At 67.0% G+C, this 24,197-nt stretch carries 10 protein-coding genes; 7 read left to right on the forward strand and 3 right to left on the reverse strand.

Annotated features, from left to right (window positions below; all coding sequences use genetic code 11):
• Positions 1–104 precede the first annotated feature (104 nt).
• The 7 genes from ACTWQO_RS32455 (at position 105) to ACTWQO_RS32485 (ending at position 19,613) form a co-directional block, all read left to right on the forward strand.
• Complete coding sequence (locus ACTWQO_RS32455; protein WP_443240943.1) at positions 105–1,010, forward strand: class I SAM-dependent methyltransferase; 906 nt, start codon at positions 105–107, stop codon at positions 1,008–1,010.
• Between the two features lie 21 nt (positions 1,011–1,031).
• Positions 1,032–1,823: a 2-keto-4-pentenoate hydratase gene (locus ACTWQO_RS32460; RefSeq protein WP_443240944.1), complete on the forward strand. Its 792-nt coding sequence runs from the start codon at positions 1,032–1,034 to the stop codon at positions 1,821–1,823.
• Positions 1,824–1,948: 125 nt separating this feature from the next.
• Entirely contained in the window at positions 1,949–4,495 is a 2,547-nt protein-coding gene (locus ACTWQO_RS32465; protein WP_443240945.1) for an amino acid adenylation domain-containing protein, read from the forward strand.
• Between the two features lie 27 nt (positions 4,496–4,522).
• Positions 4,523–5,359, forward strand: a complete 837-nt coding sequence (locus ACTWQO_RS32470) for a siderophore-interacting protein (RefSeq protein WP_443240946.1) — start codon at positions 4,523–4,525, stop codon at positions 5,357–5,359.
• A 138-nt stretch (positions 5,360–5,497) separates the two neighbouring features.
• Positions 5,498–6,592 (forward strand): hypothetical protein, encoded by a 1,095-nt coding sequence (locus ACTWQO_RS32475; protein ID WP_443240947.1) that lies wholly within the window; start codon positions 5,498–5,500, stop codon positions 6,590–6,592.
• Between the two features lie 71 nt (positions 6,593–6,663).
• Complete coding sequence (locus tag ACTWQO_RS32480) at positions 6,664–18,831, forward strand: amino acid adenylation domain-containing protein (protein ID WP_443240948.1); 12,168 nt, start codon at positions 6,664–6,666, stop codon at positions 18,829–18,831.
• Positions 18,832–18,866: 35 nt separating this feature from the next.
• Positions 18,867–19,613, forward strand: coding sequence for an aspartyl/asparaginyl beta-hydroxylase domain-containing protein (locus ACTWQO_RS32485; RefSeq protein WP_443240949.1), 747 nt, complete (start codon positions 18,867–18,869; stop codon positions 19,611–19,613).
• A 414-nt stretch (positions 19,614–20,027) separates the two neighbouring features.
• On the opposite strand, the gene ACTWQO_RS32490 is transcribed toward ACTWQO_RS32485, so the two are convergent.
• The 3 genes from ACTWQO_RS32490 to ACTWQO_RS32500 all read right to left on the reverse strand — a co-directional run bounded on the left by ACTWQO_RS32490 (position 20,028) and on the right by ACTWQO_RS32500 (position 23,912).
• Positions 20,028–20,861 carry a PIG-L family deacetylase gene (locus ACTWQO_RS32490; protein WP_443240950.1) on the reverse strand — a complete coding sequence of 278 codons (834 nt, stop codon included), beginning with the start codon at positions 20,859–20,861 and terminating at the stop codon, positions 20,028–20,030.
• Positions 20,862–21,213: 352 nt separating this feature from the next.
• Positions 21,214–22,863 (reverse strand): ATP-binding cassette domain-containing protein, encoded by a 1,650-nt coding sequence (locus ACTWQO_RS32495; RefSeq protein WP_443240951.1) that lies wholly within the window; start codon positions 22,861–22,863, stop codon positions 21,214–21,216.
• A gap of 26 nt (positions 22,864–22,889) precedes the next feature.
• A complete protein-coding gene (locus tag ACTWQO_RS32500) occupies positions 22,890–23,912 on the reverse strand; it encodes a DUF1611 domain-containing protein (protein ID WP_443240952.1) in 1,023 nt (340 codons plus the stop codon).
• Positions 23,913–24,197: the final 285 nt, after the last annotated feature.

Raw genomic sequence — 24,197 nt, forward strand, 5'->3', positions numbered from 1 at the left:
GTCCAGAACACTGAGGAGCAAAGGTGAACTTGGATTCCGCACGCGAGGTGGGAGCGGATTTTGCGGCTGTCGCCGCACTGCTCCAGATCGGTGCCGAGATCGGCGTGGACGAGGTGCTGGACTCGGGCCGCACGTTCGGTATCGCCGAACTGGCCGAGGTGACAGGTCTTTCCCCGGACAGGCTCAGGGACTACGTGCATGCGCTGTCGGCCGCCGGGCTGGTCGCCGCCGAGGACGGGAACGACCTGTACCACGTGTCGGACGACTACGCGGACTGGAGGCACGAGGTCGGCTATCTGTCCTGGGCGCTGACCGCCAACAGTCCGCTCGTGCAGAACGCCAGGGCCTTCCTCTCCGACAGCAAGTCCGCCGCTGACGCCTATCGCCGTGACGGGCGCCGGGTAGCGGTCAGTTCGCGCTGGATCGGGGATCGGGCCTCCTACCCCGCCGTTGTCGAACGGGTCGTGGCCGCCGACGCGAAGCACGTCGTCGACCTCGGCGCGGGCGCGGCCGGCCTGCTCATCGACCTCCTCGTTCAGGGCGACCGCCGTTCCGGTGTCGCCCTCGACCTGAGCCCGGCTGCCTGTGCCGCCGCGCGAGAAGCCGCGGGACGAGCCGGCGTGGACGATCGGCTGCAGGTCATCGAGCGGTCGGTCGAGTCTCTGATCACCGACCCCGGTCCGCTCGAAGGGGCGGATGTCATTCAGGCATGCTTCGTGATGCACGACGTCCTGCAGAACGAATCCGTCTTCGAAGACGTGTTGCGCACCTGCCACAAGGCTCTCGCGCCCGGCGGCGTCCTGGTCGTGGTCGACGCGGTCTCGTACGGGCAGGAAGCTCGCGAGCGTAAGTTCAGCGCCCTCTTCACCTACCTGCACTCGAATTTCATGGGAATCAAGCTGCCCACCGCGGACCAGTGGGTTGAAAAGTTCCGCAGCGCCGGCTTCTCGAATGTCGATTGCGTGTCACAGATCATGCCGGGTGGCCGGCTGTTCGTGGCGACCAAGTAACTTCCCGAAGGGCCACGAGTCATGCTTCAGGATCTACACGCCGTTCACGAGAAAATAGCCTTCGAACTTTGGAACGCCAAGAACGAGCGCAAGGCGATACCGTCCATCTCCGCTCGGTATCCCGAGTTCACCGCGCTGGACGCCTACGCCATCCAGCGCACGTTCCGCACCCTTGAACACAAGAACGGGGCGGTGCATGCCGGATACAAGGTCGGCGCCACGAGCATCTCCATCCAGGAGATGTTCGGCGTCGATCAACCGGATTTCGGGTTCCTGACCGAAGGCATGCTTCTCGCCGACGGCGCCTGTCTTGATCCTGGATGGTTCATCTCACCCAAGGTCGAGGGGGAGATCGCGTTCCGGATCGGCGCCGACCTCTCCGATCCGCGTACGACGGCTGCGGACGTACTGAAGGTCACCACCGAGGTCTTCCCGGCCTTGGAGGTGCTCGACAGCCGTATCAAGAACTGGGACATCGCGTGGGTGGACACCGTCGCGGACAACGCCTCGTCGGCAATGGCCGTCTTGGGTAAGGCCGTTCCCTTCGACGGGCGCGATCTCGCCGCCGAGACGATGGTGTTCGAGTCGGGTGATTCCGTTCAGACGGCGAACGGTTCGGCCGTGATGGGGCATCCGGCGGAGTCCGTGGCCTGCCTCGTGCGCATATTGGCCTCTTTCGGCGCGGGGATCGGCGCCGGCGACTTGGTCCTGGCCGGATCGCTGGCCGCAGCGGTTGATCTAGAGGCGGGCGCCACCGTCAGGGCGTCATTCGGGTCCTTGGGATCCGTGTCCCTTTCCACTTTCAGCAATTGAGCTCTTACGTAGCTCTCTCCACGCGACACACGTTCGACCCCAATATCGAAAGAGGGTGATTGGCAATGCGTGCTGCAGATTCTGTTGATTTTACCGAGGCTCGGTCAGCTGAGTCTGATGTGGCGATGATCGATGAATCGGTGCAGGCGGCTTTTGCGGCTCAGGTGCTGCGCTCTCCGGGTGCGGTGGCGGTGCGGTGTGGTGGGCGGGAGTTGTCGTACCGGGAGTTGGATGAGCGGGCGAATCAGCTGGCGCATCGGCTGGTGGGTGTGGGGGTGGGTCCGGAGGCGCCGGTCGCGGTGCTGATGGAACGCTCGGTGGATCTGGTGGTGGCCCTCCTGGCGGTGTTGAAGGCCGGGGCGTTCTACCTCCCCTTGCACAGTGGGTATCCGTTGGAGCGGATGCAGTGGATCGTGGACGAGACGTCCGCGCCGGTGCTGCTGGCCGACCGGGCGATGCGCGAGCGTGGCCTGCCCGGTGGTGCTGCCCTGGTGGTGGTGGACGACGACGAGGAGCTGGCCGGGCTGCCGGTCGGTGACCCGGGAGTGGACTGCCATCCGGAGCAGTTGGCGTACGTGATGTACACGTCGGGCTCCACCGGCACGCCCAAGGGGGTGGCGGTCACCCACCGCGACATCCTCGACCTGGTCGTGGACGGCATGTTCGGGCCGGGCGCGCACGAGCGGGTGCTGCTGCTGGCTCCGTATGCCTTCGATCCCTCGACCTACGAGCTGTGGGTGCCGCTGCTGCACGGTGGGCGGACGGTGGTGACGCCGGAAGGTGATCTGAGTGTGGCGACGCTGGCCCGGCTGATCGATGAGGAGGAGATCACCGGGCTTCAGGTGACGGCGGGTCTGTTCCGGGTGATGGCGGAGGAGAACCCGGGCTGTTTCGCGAACGTGCGGGAGGTGATCACGGGTGGTGATGTGATCTCCCCGACCGCGGTGCGGCGGGTGCTGGAGCATTGCCCGGATACGGTGGTGCGCGGCGCCTACGGTCCGACTGAGACCACCCTGTTCGCGTCCCAGGCTCCCTGGACCGCTGCCGATGTGGTGCCCGCGCCGATACCGGTCGGGCGTCCGCTGGACGGCATGCGGGCCTACATCCTGGACGACGCGCTCTCGCTGGTCCCGGCAGGCGTGGCTGGGGAACTGTATCTGGCGGGTGCGGGGTTGGCCCGGGGCTATTTCGGGCGTCCGGACCTGACGGCGGAGCGGTTCGTGGCCGATCCCTTCGGACCGGCCGGCAGCCGTATGTACCGCACCGGCGACCTGGCCCGCTGGTCCGACGAAGGGCTGTTGGAGTTCGTCGGCCGGGCCGACGACCAGGTCAAGATCCGCGGCTTCCGCATCGAACTGGGCGAGATCGAAGCCGTATTGGGCCGCTTCCCAGGGCTGACCCAGGTCGCGGTCATCGCCCGCGAGGACCAGCCCGGCGACAAACGCCTGGTCGGCTACGCGGTCGGCGCCGACACTCTGGACACCGAAGCGCTGCGCACCCACGCGGCCGGCCTGTTGCCGGAGTACATGGTCCCCTCCGCGTTCATGGTCCTCGACCAACTCCCGCTGACCACCAACGGCAAGATCGACCGCCGGGCCCTGCCCGCTCCGGACATGTCGAGGACGGCCGGGGCCGGGCGCGGTCCGCGGAACCCGCGGGAGGAGATCCTGTGCGGACTGTTCGCCGAGGTCCTGGGCGTGCCCTCGGTCGGCATCGACGACAACTTCTTCGAACTCGGCGGCCACTCCCTCCTCGCCACCCGCCTCATCAGCCGTATCCGCGCCATCCTGGGCGTGAGGCTCTCGATTCACAGCCTGCTCAACACTCCCACCGTGGCCGCTCTGACGAACCTGGGCCAGGCGGACAGCGAGGAGCAGGACAGCGCACTGGAGCCCGTGCTGAGACTGCGGCCGGTCGGCAGCCGTTCGCCGTTGTTCTGCGTGCACCCCGGAGGCGGCATGGCCTGGTGCTACGCCGGGCTGCTGCGCTACGTCCCGAAGGAGCACCCGGTGTACGGGCTCCAGGCCCGCGGTCTGGCCGCGGACGAGCCGTTCCCCGCCGATCTGGATGAGTTGATCGAGGACTACCTCGGCCGAATCCGGGCGATCCAGCCGTCCGGCCCGTACTCCCTCCTGGGCTGGTCCTTCGGCGGCAAGGTCGCCCACACCCTGGCGGCCCGCCTCCAGCAGGAGGGTGAGCAGGTGTCCCTGCTGGCTGTGCTCGATGCCGGTACTGGAGGGCACGCCGGCGCGGACAGCATGCGCAGCCAGCGCGATCTCCTGGAGCTCGCGTTCGACGGAATCGGGGCCTTCCACGCAGAGCCGGGCAACGGCCCGATCGAGATGCCACGGATCCTTGAAATTCTCGAGTCCCATGGCGGAACACTGGCCAGCCTTGAGGAACGGACCGTTGCCGCTCTCATCGACATCACGGAGAACAACCTCAAGATCAGCCGGGCAACAGCCACCGAGAAGTTCGACGGCGACATGCTCTTCTTCGAAGCGGCCGGGCGGGACGGTGCGTCCACCGGACTGGCGGAGGTCTGGGAGCCGTATGTGAGCGGCCGCATCGAGAAGCACGTGACTCCGTTCAAGCACATGCAAATGATGAGCGCGGATGCGCTCGCGGACATTGCTCCGATTCTGGCTCGAGCACTGAAGAAGCAGTCCTGAAGAAATCAAGCAGGCGAGGAGCCATTGATGTCCGACAAACCGACGCCCAAGAGGTCGAGGCTGCACCGAGGGCGGGTGCTGCGCGTCGAGTGGGTAACCCCGCACATGGCCAGGGTCGTGCTAGGCGGTGAGGGCCTGCAAGGGTTCACCTGCGGTGAGTACACCGATCACTACGTCAAGTTGATCTTCCCTCTGGAGGATGTGCGGTACCCCGAGCCGTTCGACATCTCGGCCATTCGCCGGGACTTCCCTCGGGACCAGTGGCCCAAGACCCGGACGTACACGGTCCGTCGGTGGGACCCGGATGCCGTCGAACTGTCCGTGGACTTCGTCTATCACGGTGAAAGCGGTCTGGCCGGGCCCTGGGCCGCGAAGGTCAAGCCCGGGGAAGAGATCTACTTCATCGGTCCCGGCGGCGGCTACTCGCCCAGGGTGGAGGCCGATTGGCATCTGCTCATCGGCGACGAGAGCGCCTTGCCCGCGATCGGGGCTTCCTTGGAGGCAATGCCGTCAGGAGCGGTCGCCAAAGCACTCATCGAGGTCTCCGGTCCGGAAGAGGAACAGGAGATCCAGACACCGGCCGATGCCGAGATCATCTGGCTGCATCGTGGGGCGCGTCAGCTCGGCGACTCGCTCCAAGAAGCCGTCTCCACCGTGGACTTCCCGACCGGAACGGTGCATGCCTTTGTCCATGGTGAGGCGCACTTCGTGAAAGCGATTCGGCATCACTTGAGAGTGGAACGCGGCCTGACACGCGATCAGCTGTCCATTTCCGGCTACTGGCGACGTGGGGCGGACGAAGAAGGCTGGCAGTCCTCGAAGTCCGAGTGGAACCGTGACGTGGAGGACGCGCCCACGGCGTAGCTCTCGGCCCTTTCCACGGCATCGGTGACCTCGCGCCCTGTTCGCGGGCGGCGAGGTCACCGATGAGCCAGTGCGCGTTCATTCTGCTGGGCCGACCGAAATTCGCGCGATCTCAACACCGAAAGAGAGTGATTGGCAATGCGTGCTGCTGATGTTGAAATCCAGGCTCATTATGCGGATATCCCGCCCCTCCACCTGTTGAAGGCGGAGGAGCTTCCCGCCTCAAGAGGCGCCATCACCGGCATGATGAACCAGCGCACTGCGGACGCCTTGCGGACCGTCGTCGACATAACGCCACAGGACTCCGACCGACGCGCCTTGGCCGCGATCGACGCAGCCCTGGCCTGTCTGACCTCACCAGCCGCTGCCACCAAGTACACCGATGCAGAGCGGCAAGCCCTGCCGGAGGACCTCTACGAGGAACATGACCTGTTCTTCGGCGCGATCAGGGTCACCGGGAACGCGGTCGAGACGTTCACCTACACAATGCTCGAAGCCCTCCGCAGCCAGCTCAACGATGCCCTGTCAGCCGGGGTAAGCCTCAGCAGCGGTGAACGAGCTCAACTGCGTGAGGCATTTTGGACCACTTTCCATATGCTGTGGCGTATCGGAGTGGCCGGCACGCCGTTCGAGTACGCAGCTCGCGCTCGCACGCGGGGCACGGACATGAGAACCGACGATGCGAAAGGCGATACCCTGAGTCGCTGGCGTCTCGGTCACCAAGTATTCTTCTCGCTCATTCAGGCGCTGATCGTATCGGTCGGCTGTCTTGAGGAATGCCTCAAGGACGATCCGGATGATATCGATGGCGCCTGCCGACTGCTTGAGGACGCCACGGTACTGATGATCGGGTCCGGCGCATCGCTGCGTTACGCCGGCGACTTCACGCGCACGCATTACACGGATGCGGTACGTCCTGCGATGATGCCACCGCATATCAATGCCAAGTTCAGCGGTCTCCAGTTGCGCGATCACCGGATACTGCTCAAGTTGCTCCATCGGGTCAAGCCGTTGGTCGCGTCGCCCGCTCCAGCCGTTGACAAGTCCTACAGGCTGCTGCTCGATGCGATGTCGACCGCCTACGACGCACACATATCGGTCTGCTCGAGGTTCGGCGGCGATCGCGAATCGAGTCTCCGCACGCCCGGCTCCAGGGTTCCCGCGGTGGAGGTTCTCCAGCGATTCCGCGACCGGCGGATCGGCGCCGCCACACCGGGTCGACCGGCGGAGTAGTCACACCTGTTCTCCCACGCCGAGTAGCTGCGAATTCGTGCGATCTCAATACCGAAAGAGAGTGATTGGCAATGCGTGCTGCAGATTCTGTTGATTTTGCCGACGATCGGTCATTTGAGTCGCGCGCGGCGTTGGTCGGCGAATCGGTGCAGGCGGCTTTTGCGGCTCAGGTGCTGCGGTCCCCGGATGGGGTGGCGGTGCGGTGTGGTGGGCGGGAGTTGTCGTATCGGGAGTTGGATGAGCGGTCGAATCAGCTGGCGCATCGGCTGGTGGGTGTGGGGGTGGGTCCGGAGGCGCCGGTCGCGGTGCTGATGGAGCGTTCGGTGGATCTGGTGGTGGCCCTCCTGGGGGTGTTGAAGGCGGGGGCGTTCTACCTCCCCTTGCACAGTGGGTATCCGTTGGAGCGGATGCAGTGGATCGTGGACGAGACGTCCGCGCCGGTGCTGCTGGCCGACCGGGCGATGCGTGAGCGTGGCCTGCCTGCTGCCGGCGTGGTGGTGCTGGTGGATGAGGATGAGGAGCTGGCTGGTCTGCCGGTCGGTGACCCGGGAGTGGACTGCCATCCCGAGCAACTCGCGTACGTGATGTACACGTCGGGCTCGACCGGGCGTCCCAAGGGGGTGGCGGTCACCCACCGCGACATCCTCGACCTGGTCGTGGACAGCATGTTCAAGCCGGGTGCGCATGAGCGGGTCCTGATGGTCATTCCGTATGCGTTCGATCCCTCGATCTATGGCTTGTGGGTGCCGCTGCTGCACGGTGGGCGGACGGTCATCACGCCGGAAGGCGATCTCAGTGTGGCGGCGCTGGCCCGGCTGATCGCTGAGGAGGCGATCACCGCCCTGGACGTCTCCGCAGGTTTGTTCCAGGTGATGGCGGAGGAGGATCCGGGCTGCTTCGCGGGTGCGCGTGAGGTGATCACGGGTGGTGACGTGGTTTCCCCGACCGCGGTGCGGCGAGTGCTGGAGCACTGCCCGGATATCGTCGTGCGCAGCGCGTACGGTCCCACCGAGACCACGTTGTATGCAACGCAGCATCCGTGGACGGACGGGAGCGAGTTGCCGGCGCCGCTGCCGATCGGACGTCCGCTGGACGGCATGCGCGCCTACGTTCTCGATGAGACCCTGGCGCTGGTCCCGGCAGGAGCGGCCGGCGAACTGTATCTCGCGGGTGCGGGGCTGGCCCGGGGGTACTTCGGGCGTCCGGATCTGACGGCGGAGCGGTTCGTGGCCGATCCCTTCGGCCCGGACGGCAGCCGGATGTACCGCACCGGCGACCTGGCCCGCTGGTCCGACGAGGGCGTGCTGGAGTTCATAGGCCGGGCCGACGACCAGGTCAAGATCCGCGGGTTCCGGATCGAACTGGGCGAGATCGAAGCCGTATTGGGCCGGTTCCCGGGGCTGTCGCAAGTGACGGTCGTGGCGCGGGAAGACCAGCCGGGCGACAAACGTCTGGTGGGCTACGTGGTCGCCGAGCCGGGCCACAGCGACGGGGTGGATGTCGAGACCCTGCGCGCACACGTGGCCGGTCTGCTGCCGGAATACATGGTGCCCTCCGCGTTCGTGGTCCTCGACAAGCTCCCGCTGACCACCAACGGCAAGCTGGACCGGCGGGCCCTGCCCGCCCCCGACCTGCCGGCGACCACCGGAGCCGGGCGGGGTCCGCGGACGGCGCAGGAGGAGATCCTGTGCGGGCTGTTCGCCGACATCCTGGGCGTACCGGCGGTCGGTGTCGACGACAACTTCTTCGAACTCGGCGGCCACTCCCTCCTCGCCACCCGCCTGGCCAGCCGCATCCGTTCGGCCCTGGGGGCCGAGCTGGCAGTGGGGGCCTTGTTCGAGGCCCCCACGGTCGCCACCCTCGCCGACCGGGTCATGGAGGCAGGAGCGGCCAGGCCGGCGTTGACCGTGATGGCACGCCCGGAGCGGATCCCGCTGTCACCGGCGCAGAACCGGCTGTGGTTCCTCGACAAGCTCGAAGAGACGAGGGCCACCTACAACCTCCCCCTCGCCGTGCGTCTGTCGGGGCCACTGGACCGGGCCGCGCTGCGAGCCGCACTCGAGGACGTGGTGGACCGGCATGAGAGCCTGCGTACCGTCTTTCCCGAGGACGCTCAGGGCGTGCCGTTCCAGCAGATCCTGCCGGCGATTCGGGCGATGCAGGACTTCGAGGTGGTCCAGACCGACGAGGCTGCCTTGCCCACGGAGATCTCGGCTCTTGCTGGGGAACGTTTCGATCTGGCGGTGAATCCGCCGGTCCGGTTCCGTCTGTTCGCCCTGTCGGAGACCGAACATGTCTTGTTCCTGCTGACGCATCACATCGCATCCGACGGATGGTCGCTGGCTCCGCTGACCCGCGATATCAGCCTTGCCTATGCGGCACGGTGCGCAGGGGCGCAGCCCTCGTGGTCGGCGTTGCCGGTGCAGTACGCGGACTACACGTTGTGGCAGCGTGAGCTCCTCGGTACGAAAGAAGACCCCAACTCCCTGGTGAGTGAACAGCTGGCCTTCTGGACACAGGCTCTGAAAGGAATCCCGGACCAACTCGAGCTGCCCTTCGACCACCCCCGGCCGAACGTGGCCAGCCATCGGGGCGACACAGTCTTCTTCGAGCTGGACGCAGAGCTGCACCAACGCCTGATCAGCCTGGGCCGTACCCACCAGGCCAGTCTGTTCATGGTGGTGCAGGCTGCCTTCGCCGCACTGCTCTCCCGGCTGGGCGCGGGGAACGACATTCCGGTAGGCACCCCCATTGCCAACCGGACTGATGAGGCGATGGGCGACCTGGTCGGCTTCTTCGTGAACACCTTGGTGATCCGGACCGATACCACCGGCGATCCCTCCTTCCAGCAATTGCTGGCGCGGGTGCGGGAGGTGTCCCTGGAAGCCTTCGCTCACCAGGATGTCCCCTTCGAGCTCTTGGTGAACGAACTCAACCCGACGCGCTCCACTGCCCAGCACCCCCTCTTCCAGGTACTGCTGGCCATGCAGAACAACACGTCCGTCTGGTTGGACCTTCCAGACCTGACCGCGGACGTGAGTCTGGGGGACACTGAGGTCGCCAAGTTCGATCTCACCCTTGAACTCTTCGAGCAGCACTCGGGGGATGGCGTCCCCGACGGGATCAGCGGACGGTTGGGGTATGCCCTCGATCTGTTCACCGCGGATACCGCACAACGGATCGCAGCTTGTCTCAAGAGGCTGCTCGCCGCGGTCGCGGTAGACCCGGACCTCTCTCTGAGCCGCATCGACCTCCTCTCCCCGGAGGAGCGTCGACAACTCGTCATCGAGTGCAACGACACGGCGGTGCCCTACGCCGACAACACCACCCTGCACCAGATGGTCCAGGCACAGGCGGCCCGGATGCCGGACGCGCCGGCGGTGCTCTGTGGCGCGGAAGAGCTGACCTACCGCGAGCTCAACGCACGGGCGAACCAGCTCGCCCACCACCTGATCGCCCGGGGGGTGCGCCCGGAGCAATTGGTTCCGATCTGTGTCGAACGAGGCCTCGACGCGGTCGTCGCCGTCCTGGGCGTACTGAAGGCAGGCGCTGTCTATGTGCCGCTCAATCATGAATACCCGGTACATCAACTGGAGTTCATGGTAGCGGACGTCAATGCTCCGCTGGTCATCGCGCATGCCCGCCTCCAGGATCGACTGGGGGACACATCCGCCGAGCGACTGCTGATAGACCGGGATTGGCACGAGATCGCCACCCGGCCGGACACGGACCCCGATGTGCCGGTCGGCCCCGAGAGCCTGGCCCACGTGATCTTCACGTCCGGCTCCACCGGCACCCCCAAGGGCGTCATGATCGAACACCGCTCGCTCTGCCGGATCGTCGACAGCGACCTGTTCGCCGGCCTCGGGCCCGGGGACGTCGTGGCCCAGCCCTCCAACTTCTCCTGGGACGCCTTCACCTTCGAATGCTGGCCCGCGCTGACGTCCGGAGCAGCCATGGCGGTCATGGACAAGGAGGTTCTCCTCGACGCTGCCACCCTCAAGGCCGCTCTACGTCGCTACAAGGTGACCATGATGTGGCTGACGGCCCCTCTCCTGCGCCAGCACTTGCAGGACTGCCCCGACCTGCTCGCCGGAGTCACGTCCGTCTTCTACGGCGGCGAAGCGATCGACCGGCCGGTGGTGGACGCGCTGGTGGACGGGCCATGGGCACCCGAGCGGCTCATCCATGGATACGGGCCCAGCGAGGCGACGGTCTTCACCACGTGCTACAGGGTGGACCGGAACACCCGCCGGAACGGGCAGATCCCCATCGGCCGGCCGGTGGCAAACACCGAGGTGTTTGTCATGGACGAAAACGGTGTTCTGGTGCCCCCGGGCGTTCCTGGCGAACTGTGGGTCGGCGGCCCCGGACTGGCCCGGGGCTACTGGAATCTCCCGGAGCTCACCGAGGAGCGGTTCGTCAAGCACCCGTTCTCGGACGATCCTCAGGCACGGGTGTACCGCAGTGGCGATGTGGTGCGGTGGCGGGCGGATGGCCAGTTGGAGTTTGTCGGCCGGGTCGATGACCAGGTGAAGATCCGCGGACTGCGGGTTGAGCTGGGCGGGATCGAGTCGGTGCTGGGTCGTTTCCCGGGCCTGGCGGAGGTTGCGGTCGTGGTGCGGGAAGAGCGGCCGGGTGACAAGCGTCTGGTGGCCTATGTGGTCGCTGAAGCCGGGAGCGAGGGGGTGCACGCGGACGACTTGCGCGCTCATGTGGGTGGATTGTTGCCGGAGTTCATGGTTCCTTCGGCGTTCGTGGTGCTGGACCGTTTGCCGCTGACCACGAACGGCAAGTTGGATCGGCGGGCTTTGCCGGCGCCGGTGTATGAGGTCACGGTGGCGGGCGGGCGAGGTCCGCGGACTGCGCAGGAGGAGATCCTGTGCGGGCTGTTCGCCGACATCCTGGGCGTACCGACGGTCGGTGTCGACGACAACTTCTTCGAACTCGGCGGCCACTCCTTCCTCGCCACCCGCCTGGCCGGCCGCACCCGTTCGGTCCTGGGGGTCGAGCTGGCGGTGCGGGACGTGTTCGAGGCCCCCACGGTCGCCACCCTCGCCGACCGGGTCGCGGAAGCAGGGGTGGCCAGGCCCGCGTTGACCGCGATGGCACGCCCGGAGCGGATCCCGCTGTCACCGGCGCAGAACCGGCTGTGGTTCCTCGACAAGCTCGAAGAGACGAGTACCACCTACAACGTTCCGGTGGCGTTCCGGGTCGTCGGAGAGCTGAACGCCGATGTGCTCGAGCAGGCTCTGGGCGATGTGGTGGCACGGCACGAAAGCCTGCGGACGGTGTTCCAGGAGGTGGACGGGAGCCCGGTCCAGCTGGTCCTGGACGAGGATGCCGCCGGCGTGAAGCTGCATCGGGTCAGCTGTGGTGCCGACGAGTTGGACGCGGTGCTGCGGGAGGCCGGTCAGTATGTGTTCGACTTGTCGGCCGAATTTCCGCTGCGGGCAACGTTGTTCAGCGTCGATCCCGATGAGCAGGTATTGCTGCTGCTCATGCATCACATCGCAAGTGATGGTGCCTCGATGGGGCCGCTGGGGCGTGATCTGGAGATCGCATTCCGGGCCCGGCTCCAGGGACTGGAACCGTCGTGGCCGGCGTTGCCGGTGCAGTACGCGGACTACACGTTGTGGCAGCGTGAGCTCCTCGGTACGGAAGAAGACCCCAGCTCCCTGGTGAGTGAACAGCTGGCCTTCTGGACAAAGGCATTGGAAGGAATCCCGGACCAGCTTGAGCTGCCCTTCGACCGCTCCCGGCCGAAGGTGGCCAGCTATCGCGGCGACTCGGTCTTCTTCGAGCTGGACGCAGAAGTGCACCGCGGAATGGCTGATCTGGCACATTCGACGGGCGCCACCACGTTCATGGTGGCACAGGCGGCACTGGCGGTGGCGCTGACGAAGTTGGGTGCGGGGACGGACATCCCGATCGGAACCCCGGTCGCGGGACGTGGCGACGAAGCACTGGACGACCTCGTCGGCTTCTTCGTCAACACCCTGGTCCTGCGGACAGACACATCGGGGAATCCGACGTTTCTGGAACTGCTGGAGCAGGTCCGGGAGACCGACCTGGCCGCGTACACCCACCAGGACGTGCCGTTCGACCGGCTGGTCGAGGCGGTCAACCCCCAGCGCTCACTGGCCCGTCACCCGCTGTTCCAGGTCTTGCTCAATCTTCAGACCGGCGATGGTAATGCCCTGGATCTGCCCGGCCTGACAGTCCAGGAGATCGTGGGGGAACAGCAGACGGCGAAATTCGACCTGTCGCTGAACTTCCTCATGAAGTACACCGATCAAGGTCTTCCTGGGCCTGTGCGTGCGTATGTCACGTACGCGGCAGATCTATTTGACCGAGAGACCGTAGAGCGTCTGTTCACCCGCCTCGTACGTGTCCTGGAATCTGTTGTCGCTGATCCGGCACAGACGATCAGTCAAATCGACGTGATCGATACGCACGAGCGTGTGCGGTTGTTGGAGTTGTGGGCCGGGGCGGAGCCTGGTGAGGGGCTTAGGGCTGGTTCGGTGCAGGCGGCTTTTGCGGCTCAGGTGCTGCGCTCTCCGGACGCGGTGGCGGTGCGGTGTGGTGGGCGGGAGTTGACCTACCGCGAGTTGGATGAGCGGGCGAATCAGCTGGCGCATCGGCTGGTGGGTGTGGGGGTGGGTCCGGAGGCGCCGGTCGCGGTGCTGATGGAACGCTCGGTGGATCTGGTGGTGGCCCTCCTGGCGGTGTTGAAGGCGGGGGCGTTCTACCTCCCCTTGCACAGTGGGTATCCGTTGGAGCGGATGCAGTGGATCGTGGACGAGACGTCCGCGCCGGTGCTGCTGGCCGACCGGGCGATGCGCGAGCGTGGCCTGCCCGGTGGTGCTGCCCTGGTGGTGGTGGACGACGACGAGGAGCTGGCCGGGCTGCCGGTCGGTGACCCGGGAGTGGACTGCCATCCGGAGCAGTTGGCGTACGTGATGTACACGTCGGGCTCCACCGGCACGCCCAAGGGGGTGGCGGTCACCCACCGCGACATCCTCGACCTGGTCGTGGACGGCATGTTCGGGCCGGGCGCGCACGAGCGGGTGCTGCTGCTGGCCTCGTACGCCTTCGATCCCTCGACCTATGCCTTCTGGGTGCCGCTGCTGCACGGCGGACGCACCGTCATCACACCGGAAGGCGAACTGGGAGTCGCCGAGCTGGCCCGGCTGATCGTCGAGGAGGAGATCACCGGCCTGGACATCACGGCCGGTCTGTTCCGGGTGATGGCCGAGGAGAACCCAGGCTGCTTCGCGAACGTGCGGGAGGTGATCACGGGTGGTGATGTGATCTCCCCGACCGCGGTGCGGCGGGTGCTGGAGCATTGCCCGGATACGGTGGTGCGCGGCGCCTACGGTCCGACTGAGACCACCCTGTTCGCGTCCCAGGCTCCCTGGACCGCGGCCGATGTGGTGCCCGCGCCGATACCGGTCGGGCGTCCGCTGGACGGCATGCGCGCCTACATCCTGGACGACGCGCTCTCGCTGGTCCCGGCAGGAGTGGCCGGGGAACTGTATCTGGCGGGTGCGGGGCTGGCCCGGGGCTATTTCGGGCGTCCGGATCTGACGGCGGAGCGGTTCGTGGCCGATCCCTTCGGACCGGCCGGCAGCCGCATGTACCGCACCGGCGACCTGGCCCGCTGGTCCAGTGAAGGCCTGCTGGAGTTCGTCGGCCGGGCCGACGACCAGGTCAAGATCCGCGGCTTCCGCATAGAACTGGGCGAGATCGAAGCCGTATTGGGCCGCTTCCCAGGGCTGTCCCAGGTCGCGGTCATCGCCCGCGAGGACCAGCCCGGCGACAAACGCCTCGTCGGCTACGCGGTCGCCGAGCCGGGCCACAGCGACACCCTGGACACCGAAGCCCTGCGCACCCACGCGGCCGGCCTGCTGCCGGAATACATGGTCCCCACCGCGTTCATGGTCCTCGACCAACTCCCGCTGACCAACAACAACAAGATCGACCGGCGGGCCCTGCCCGCCCCCGACCTGCCGGCGACCGGAGCGGGACGCGGTCCCCGGACCCCGCGCGAGGAGATCCTGTGCGGCCTGTTCGCCGAGGTTCTCGGAGTCCCGACGGTCGGCATCGACGACAACTTCTTCGAACTCGGCGGCCACTCCCTCCTCGCCACCCGCCTCGTCAGCCGCATACGAACCACCCTGAACGTCGAACTCCCAGTACGTACCCTCTTCGAAACCCCCACCATCGCCACCCTCACCGCCCAGATCACGGAGGCGGGTTCAGCCAGGACCACGTTGACCGCGAGGGAACGGCCGGCCCGGATTCCGCTGTCGCCGGCGCAGAACCGGCTGTGGTTCCTGAACAAGCTGGAGGGTGCGAATGCCACGTACAACGTCCCGGTGGCGTTCCGGATCAGCGGGGACCTGGACGCGGACGTCCTCGAACAGGCACTGAACGATGTGGTGGTACGGCACGAGAGCCTGCGCACGGTCTTTCAGGAGATCGACGGAAACTCGGCCCAAGTAGTGCTGGGGACGGGCGCCGTCGACCTGAAGCTGCACCAAGTGACCTGCTCTGCAAGGGAGTTGCAGACAGAGCTGCGCGCAGCGGGACAGTACGCATTCGACTTGGCCGCCGAGCTCCCGCTCCGGACGACGCTGTTCACCGTCGGCCCCGAGGAGCACGTCCTGCTGCTGCTCGTGCATCACATCGCGAGCGACGGCGCCTCGATGGGGCCGCTCGGACGTGACGTGGAGACCGCGTTCCGCGCCCGGCTCCAGGGCCAGGCACCGGCGTGGTCCGCGCTCCCGGTGCAGTACGCCGACTACACCCTGTGGCTGCACGAACTCCTCGGCGCGGAGGAAGACCCCAACTCCCTGGTGAGCAGGCAACTGGACTTCTGGACAAGCGCCTTGGACGGGATTCCCGACCAGCTTGAGCTGCCCTTCGACCGCCCTCGGCCGAAGGTGGCCAGCTACCGCGGTGACACCGTCCGGATCAGGATCGACGCCGAACTGCACCGTGCGCTGCTCGGCCTGGCCCAGGAGACGAACACCACGCTGTTCATGGTGCTCCAGGCCGCTCTCGCCACCCTGCTGAGCCGATTGGGCGCGGGCACGGACATCCCGCTCGGAACCCCGGTCGCGGGACGCACCGACGAAGCACTCGACGACCTCGTCGGCTTCTTCGTCAACACGCTGGTCCTGCGCAACGACACCTCGGGAAACCCGACGTTCCGGGACCTGCTTGCCCGGACCCGGGAGACCGACCTGGCCGCCTACTCCCACCAGGACGTACCGTTCGAACGACTGGTGGAGGCGATCAACCCCCAGCGGTCGCTGGCCCGCCACCCCCTGTTCCAGGTCATTTTCGGCGTGGACGCCACCGGCGGCAGTGCGCTGAACCTGCCCGGCCTGACAGTGGCTCAGGAGTCGGTCCCGTTCGAGTTCAGCAGGTTCGACCTGGGCTTCAACTTCACCGAGCAGCACGGGATCGACAGCCGTCCGGCCGGAATCGGCGGCCTGCTGCACTACAGCACGGACCTGTTCGACCAGGAGAACGTCGAAACTCTCGTGACCCGGATGGTGCGAGTGCTGGAAGCGGTGGTCGCGGACCCGGACCGTCCGCTCGGCCGGATCGAGATCCTTTCCACGCAGGAGCAACGGCAGGTCCTGGGGGAGTGGAACGACACCAAGGTCGAGCTGACCGACGCGACGCTTCCCACGCTCTTCCAGTCGCAGGTTGCCCTGACACCAGAGCGCCCGGCAGTCCAGGCCTCGGACACCGATCTGAGCTACGGCGAGCTGAACGAGCGGGCCAACCGCCTGGCCCACCACCTGATCGCGCACGGGGTCGGCCCCGAACAGTTCGTCGCTCTCGCTCTGCCGCGTACCGCGCAGACCATGGTGGCGCTGCTCGCCGTACTCAAGGCGGGAGCTGCCTATATGCCCGTCGACCCCACGTACCCGGCGGACCGGATCGCCTACCTGCTGCAGGACGCCGATCCAGCGCTCGTCCTCACCGTCGAGGAGACCGAGGGGATGCTCCCGGACGGCTCCCGGAGTCCGCGTCTGGTCCTGGACTCTCCCGAGGTTGTCGCCGCCCTGGAGAGCCGGCCTGCCACCGATCCGACCGACCGTGACCGGATCAGCGTCCTGCAACCGCTGCACCCGGCGTACATCATCTACACCTCGGGCTCGACCGGCCGCCCCAAGGGCGTCGTCGTCACCCATCTCAACGTGGCCAACCTGGTCGCCTGGGCCCGTGACGAGTTCGGTGAACGGCGCCTGGCCCACGTCCTGTTCACCACGTCTCTCAACTTCGACGTCTCCGTGTTCGAGATGTTCGGCCCGTTGCTGACCGGCGGTCGCATCGAGGTGCTTCGTGATCTGCTGGCCCTCGACGACCGGAACGCCGACAACCGTTCGTCGGTCCTGGTGAGCGGAGTTCCGTCCGCGCTTGCCCGGATCGTGTCCCAGGGCGACGTGCGCACCACGGCGGAAACCGTGGTGTTCTGCGGCGAGGCCCTGACTGCCCAGGCCGCCGCCGAGGTCAAGGACGAACTCCGAGCCAGCCGCGTCTACAACATTTACGGCCCGACCGAGGCAACGGTCTACGCCACTGTTTGGTCCACGGACGCCCCCATCACGGGAGCGCCGTCGATCGGCCGCCCGCTGCACAACACGCAGACCTACATCCTGGACGGCAATCTGCAGCCGGTTCCGGCGGGGGTCGCGGGGGAGCTGTATCTGGCGGGTGCGGGGTTGGCCCGGGGCTATTTCGGGCGTCCGGATCTGACGGCGGAGCGGTTCGTGGCCGATCCCTTCGGACCGGCCGGCAGCCGCATGTACCGCACCGGCGACCTGGCCCGCTGGTCCGACGAAGGCCTGTTGGAGTTCGTCGGCCGGGCCGACGACCAGGTCAAGATCCGCGGCTTCCGCATCGAACTGGGCGAGATCGAAGCCGTTTTGGGCCGCTTCCCAGGGCTGTCCCAGGTCGCGGTCATCGCCCGCGAGGACCAGCCCGGCGACAAACGCCTGGTGGCCTACGTGGTCGCCGAGCCGGGCCACAGCGACACCCTGGACACCGAGGCCCTGCGCACCCACGCGGCCGGCCTGCTGCCGGAGTACATGGTCCCCACCGCGTTCATGGTCCTCGACCGGCTCCCGCTGACCGCCAACGGCAAGCTGAACCGGCGGGCTCTGCCGGCGCCCGTGTACGAAGCGGACGCCGCCGGGCGCGGTCCGCGGAACCCACGGGAGGAGATCCTGTGCGGCCTGTTCGCGGAGATCCTGGGCGTGCCCGCGGTCGGCATCGACGACAACTTCTTCGAGTTGGGCGGCCACTCCCTGCTGGCAGTTCAGCTGATCAGCCGCATCCGGGATGTCCTTGGCGACGAGCTCGCCATTCGAGCTCTCTTCGCCGCGCCCACCGTTGCCACTCTTGCTGAACAGCTGGGCCGATCTTCGGTCGGGGAGGCGTTCGACGTGCTCCTGCCCATCAAGGACCGCGGAGGCAGCTCGGCAATCTTCTGCGTCCACCCCGTGAGCGGTATCGGCTGGTGCTATGCGCCATTGGCTGGAATTGCCTCCCCCGAACAATCCGTTTATGCCCTCCAGGCGCGAGGTCTGGACGGAAAGGACGCGCTCCCGGATTCGATACGGGAGATGGCAGCCGACTACGTCCGCCAGATCCGTGCCGTACAGGAATCGGGTCCGTACCACCTGATGGGCTGGTCCTTCGGAGGTGTCGTCGCCCATGAGATGGCCGTCCAGCTACGGGCACAAGGCGAGCAGGTGGAGACCCTCGCATTGCTGGACTCCTACCCTGCGCACGAGACCGCGACGCCGCTCCCGATCACCGAGGAGGAAGTAGCGGCGGGACTTGCCGAATTCTTTGGAGTGCGGGCCGAGAACGGCGAGGAGCCACTCGCGATGACAGAGATCGTGGCGGCACTGCGCCGGGACCGGAGCCTGTTCACCGAACTCGCCGAGCGGCATCTCGCAGAGATCGCTGCGATATACAGGAACAATCACCGGATCATGACGGAGCACATTCCCGGAGAATTCGATGGGGATGTCCAATTCTACGAGGCGGGCCACGGAAGGCCCACTGACGTGTGCGCTGCGACGGTGTGGAACGCACATATATCAGGCCGACTCGATGTCGCGCGCATCGCCTGCAGCCATGCGGAAATGGCTCGCCCGGACTCGCTGGCCGAAATATGGCAGGGCATCGCTCGGGCGGGCGGACGGTAGGTAGGAGTCGTAGCCGTGGCCAGAAAGAGGGAGACATGACACCCGAAATAGATCAGATCTTCCAGGACGTGAAGGACCGGCACGGAGCCGGCGCCATCACACGAGTCGAGGAGATGGTGTACGCCAAGCGGCAGGAGCGCCATCCGCTGCAGAAGGACGCCAAATGGATCATGCCCGGGATCTCCCAGACGCCTTGGCACGATCCCTATGAGCACCCCGAGATCGAACCCGTTGTCCGCGCCTTCGAGGCCGGACACGGCGCCATCAAGCGGGAGCTCGCGGACGCGTGGTCCGATCGCCAGAGTGCCTTCTCCGACTACGAGCACTATCTGAGCCGCCAGGAGAACTGGCAGGCGCTGTACCTCTTCCGCGACGGCGGGCCGGTCGAGTCCTCGGCCGCCCTGGTGCCCACCGCGTACACCGTCCTCACCCGCGAGGTCATCGAGCAGGGCAAGCTCTGTCCCCTCCTCGAGAGCCACTTCTCGACGCTGCTTCCCGGTGCCTCGATCGCCCCGCACTGCGACCTGTGGAACTTCAGCATCAATCTGCACCTCGCGGTCGACATTCCCGAGGGGTGTGGCATTACGGTCGCCGGCGAGACCCGGCGCTGGCAGGAGGGCGAGTGCCTGCTGTTCGACTACTCCTTCGTGCATGAGGCGTGGAACAACGGCACCCGGCCGCGCACCTGTCTCCTCGTGGACCTGTGGCACCCGGAAACGACTGTCCCCGAGCGTGAGGCCCTCGTCGGACTCATCACTGAGATCCGCAAGCTGATGGGTTAGAAGGGACCCAACCCGCGCTGACCAGTGGAGCAAGGTTTACGCAAGGTTCCTGCCCAGGTGCACGCCACACCGTAGGGACAAGCTTGTCATTCATCCAGTCCACGAAGGAGCGCAGATGCGTTTGCGTAAGCGTTCAGTTGCCACCGTATTCCTGGTCACAGCAGCCTGCAGCGTCCTCGGCCCGGGTGCCTTGGCCGCTCCCATGCCCTGGGACTCGCACAGGACCCCTGCGGTTTCACAGGGTGGTGTGTCTGACGGTGGCGTCCCGCATGGCTTCCACGACAGCGGATACCACGACAGCGGATACCACGACAGCGGATACCACGACAACGGGCACCACGACAACTGATCAGGCCTGCCTGAAGCCTCCCCCGGCGGTCTGTCCTGATCGGAGCAGACCGCCGGAGTCGCGGATCAGCGGAGTCCGGCGAAGAGGTCGTTCTCGGGTGTGGCCGCGCCGGTGGCGTCCTTGACGCGTACGAAGGTCTCCATGCCCATCAACTCGCCGAACCTCTCCTTGCCCATCTTGAGGAAGAAGATGTTCTCGCCCTGGCTGGCGTGCGCGGCCAGCGCGTCGAACTTCTGGCCGCTGAACGCGGTGGTGTCCACCCACGTGGTGATCTCATCGTCGGGGAGGCCGATCTCGGCCAGCGCGGCGGCCTCGGCAGGATCCGGCTCCGGCATGTCCTCCTGAAACTCGCGCATCGTCTCCCCGAACCGCTGCATCATCGAGCGGGGCATCGTCGTCCAGTACACCTTCGGTGTCAGCGCGGTCATCTCCAGCGCCGCCATCGTGATGCGATGGGCCTGGATGTGGTCGGGGTGGCCGTAGAAACCGTTCTCGTCGTAGGTGACGACCACATCAGGTCGGTAGTGCCGCATGAGTTCCGCAAGTCGGGCGGCGCCTTCCTCGACGGGGGTCTGCCAGAAGGCACCGGCGGCGTCGTTGCTCGGCCAGCCCATCATCCCGGAGTCGGCATAGTCCAACATCTCCAGATCGCTGACCTTCAGGACGTCACAGCTCGCCTTGAGTTCCTGACGGCGCATCGAGGCGACCGACGCCGGATCATGACCGGGATCGCCCGGCTTGACGCCCCCCGGTCCGTCACCGCAACCGCCGTCGGTACACGTCACGAGAACCGTGCGTATGCCTTCCGCCGCGTACCGCGCGAGGACCCCTCCGGTTCCGGTGGCCTCGTCGTCGGGGTGGGCGTGTACTGCCATGAGCGTCAAGGGTCGGTCAGACATGAAACGGTCCTCCTGCAGAAATACGTCGTCTTGCGCCGACGACCTTGTGGTCTCCGGGTCCTTCGGTCGAGGCAACCTGCCGGCCGGCCCGGCTGTTCCCGGCGCGGCCGCTTGGCCCCGCCGGACCGCACGGTGTTGGCCACGGCTGTCCGCTGTGGAGGTCGTCGTCGTGGCCTGCGGCGATTCACGTGCAGCCCTCGCGGGTGTGCGCCTTCTCCCGGACGCGGAGGGCGTCGATCGCGGCCAGCCACTCCTGGCGAGAGACGACCGGCGGCTTGTTCACATCAGTCATGACCTGATGACCCCGCAGCTCACAAGAAATCATCGGTGCGGCCATGTCGCGGATACAGCCTCACTCCCGCCGTACCGGCTCATGGACCGTGAGCCTGCCGTCGTCGATTCGCCACAGGGCATCCGCGCGTGCGGCGAGCTTGGGTTCGTCGGTGACGTAGATGACGGTGCCCGGGTATCGGTCGAGCAGACGTTCCAGCAGATCGGAACCGAGGGCCTTTTCCGGCCTGGCCTCGTCCAGGAGCAGGACCCGGGGGCCGCTGCGCAGTGCCCGTACCATCGCCACCTGGTAGCGGGCGGTCGTGGAGAGGCCGTGTCCGCCTTCACCCACGCGGGTGCGCAGGCCGTCGGGAAGCAGCTCGGCGAGGGCCTCGATGTGTTCCTCGTCCGGCTCCGTGACCGCGTCGGGTGGTTGGCCGTGCCGCAGGTTCTTGCCCACGCTGCCGCGCAGCAACGGCAGTTCGGGGCTGGTCAGCCTGATCATCCGCCGTACGGATTCTGGGTCGTGCCGGGCGAGGTCCTGGCCGTCGAGGAGCACGGCGCCGGCGTCCGGCTCCTGCAGCCGCGCGATGAGGCGGAGCAACAGCGACTTTCCCGCGCCCGGAGGGCCCTGCAGTACGATCCGCTGCCCGGGCCATGCGACGGCCGACGCGTCCAGGACGCCGTACACGCGCAGTCCCACGAGTTCCAGGCGCCCGGGCCCTGCCGCGAGCGGCTCGGCCCGGCGGGGTCGGCGCAGCGGCGCCGGTGCCGCGAGGACCTCGGCTATGCGACGGCGTGCGACGCGCGACTGCTGCCAGTGCTCCTGCACACGGACCAGCGAGGCCAGGGGCCCGCCGAGGAAGTTCGCCACCGTCAGCAGCGAAGCGAGGACCTCCCAGCTGGTGCCCGTCACCAGACCCGCGGTGACCACGATCAGCAGGATCCCGATGCCGCACACCTCGGCCGTCGCCGACATCACTCCGGTGAGCCGGGCCTGGCGCACCATGGCGCGACCGTACTCACGGCTGCGCCGCCGCATCACCCGGCGCTCCTGCTCGATCCGTCCGAGGGACTGTATGACGGCCGTGTGCGTGACCCGTTCGTTGACGAAGGCGGCGAGCCTGCCGTTGTGCCGTCTGGTCTCGCGTACGCGTTCGCGCAACCGCCGCCCGAACAGCGCGACGGTGGCCGCGGTGAGGAGGATCATCGCCGCCGACAGCGCGCCGATCCTCGGCGCTATGACGGCCAGTGCGACGAGCGCGCACGTCACGAACACCCCGTCCACCAGCAGCGGTGCCACGCCCTTGCTGATCCACAGCCGGAGGGCGGATGCGTCGCCGGTGAATCGGAGCACGGTGACGCCGACCGTGCGCCGGTCCGGGCCCCATGCCTCGCTTCCGGCGACGTGGTCGAAAAGACGCATTCTGACGCTGTGTACGTAGCTCTGGGCCAGCCGTTCCGCGAGCGGTTCGCCTGCCGCCTTGAGAAGTACGGTCGCGCAGGCCGAGGTGAGGAGGCCGACGGCGAGTGTGCCGGGCGGGTAACCGGCGACGTGGGTGTAGATGGCGCTGCGGTCGTGGCCGGACGCGATCTCCCCGCCGTGCGTGATGCGGTAGGCCGCGCCATGCACCAGGAGGGCGAAGCCGACCACGCAGACCGCCTGCCCGAACCCCGCGAGAACCAAGAGGAGCATCAGTCGGCGCCGTACACCGCCGAGCGTGTGCGGCATCCGAACGCGCTGTCGTCCCGCCGCGGTCAAGCCACTGATTCGGCCGTCAGAGGGCCGCTGCGGTCCGTCAGTCGGCTGCCGTCCTCCGGCAGGCCGCTCTCGTCCCTGACGAGGCTCCCGCCCGCCATGGCACCCGCGAGGATCTGGCCGGCGACGGAGGGGTCGGACAGGGCAGCCGCTTCGAACACGGGGAGGTCCACGCCGGCCACCGCTTCGGACATGGCCAGCGGAGAGGCCGTCAGCACCCCGCTCAGGGCCATGACGGGAAGCCCCTCCTCACGCAGCAGCCGTACTCCCGCCACCGCGCTGACCGAGTCACCGGCCGCGAACACGATGCTGTCCACCTCGGCGCGGAATTCCGGTGTCCGCATCAGCGCTGACGTCTCCCGTTGCAGGATCCCGTCCGCGACTTCCAGCACTATGGCGTCCGCCTGGTGGCTCGTCAGATCCGTGATCGCGCTGCGCAGGATGCGGATCACCTGTGGCATCGGCAGCTGGTAGGTGGTGGGGAAACCCAGGTCGGTGAAGTCGATGACCCGCGACGCGCCCGCGTCGGCCATCAGCGTCGGGTCTCCGGGCGCACCGGTGCCGGTCACCTTTGCCGCGCCGACCCGGCGGCCGGCCAGGCTGAGGCCGCGTATGAGGGCGGCGGCCACGGTCGTCTTGCCCGCGTTCATCGAGGTGCCGAGTACGGCGACGGTGCGCGGGCGCGGTGCGAGGGCCGGCACGACGGGCCGGGCCAGGCGGGCGAGGTTGATGACCGCGCCGTGCTCGTCGGTCACCAGACCAAGGGGCTGCAGCCGGGTGGGAGGGTTCATTCTGGAGTGGGAGGAGACGACCCGCCCGGCTATACCGCCTCCGGCGGCCAGGTCACAGGGACCGAGATCGCCTGGCACTTCTGCCTCGAATTGATCGGGGGCGTAGCGTGCGCCATAGGCGACCACTATCGTGTCGCCGACGAACAGCCGATTGCGCTTTCCGTGTGCCTGCCCGAGGGATTTGTGCTGGCCGATTTCGGTCACCCGGCACAGCACCAGATCACCTGCCATCGGACGGGCATCCTGCCTGCTCAGCCCTAGTGTGCCGGTGCTTCCGTGGCCCAGCTCGACAAGGCGGCGGGCCGTATAGGAAACTTTCGCCGCCGCATTACCGGAAGCATTGAACCGCGCGCTCTGCATGGATTTCTCCTTATCCGCACGAGCTGAAAATCGCCCCGTGGAGCACCTTAGGGATTCTTCATCACTCAAATCCGCGGCGACCAAAAGAGAAACTTGAGGGGAGATCACCCGGGAGGGCGGGGTCTCAATATGCCCAGCGGCGATCGTCGTCGGCAA

It is taken from the genome of Streptomyces sp. 4N124 (genome assembly GCF_052245395.1).
GTDB lineage: Bacteria > Actinomycetota > Actinomycetes > Streptomycetales > Streptomycetaceae > Streptomyces.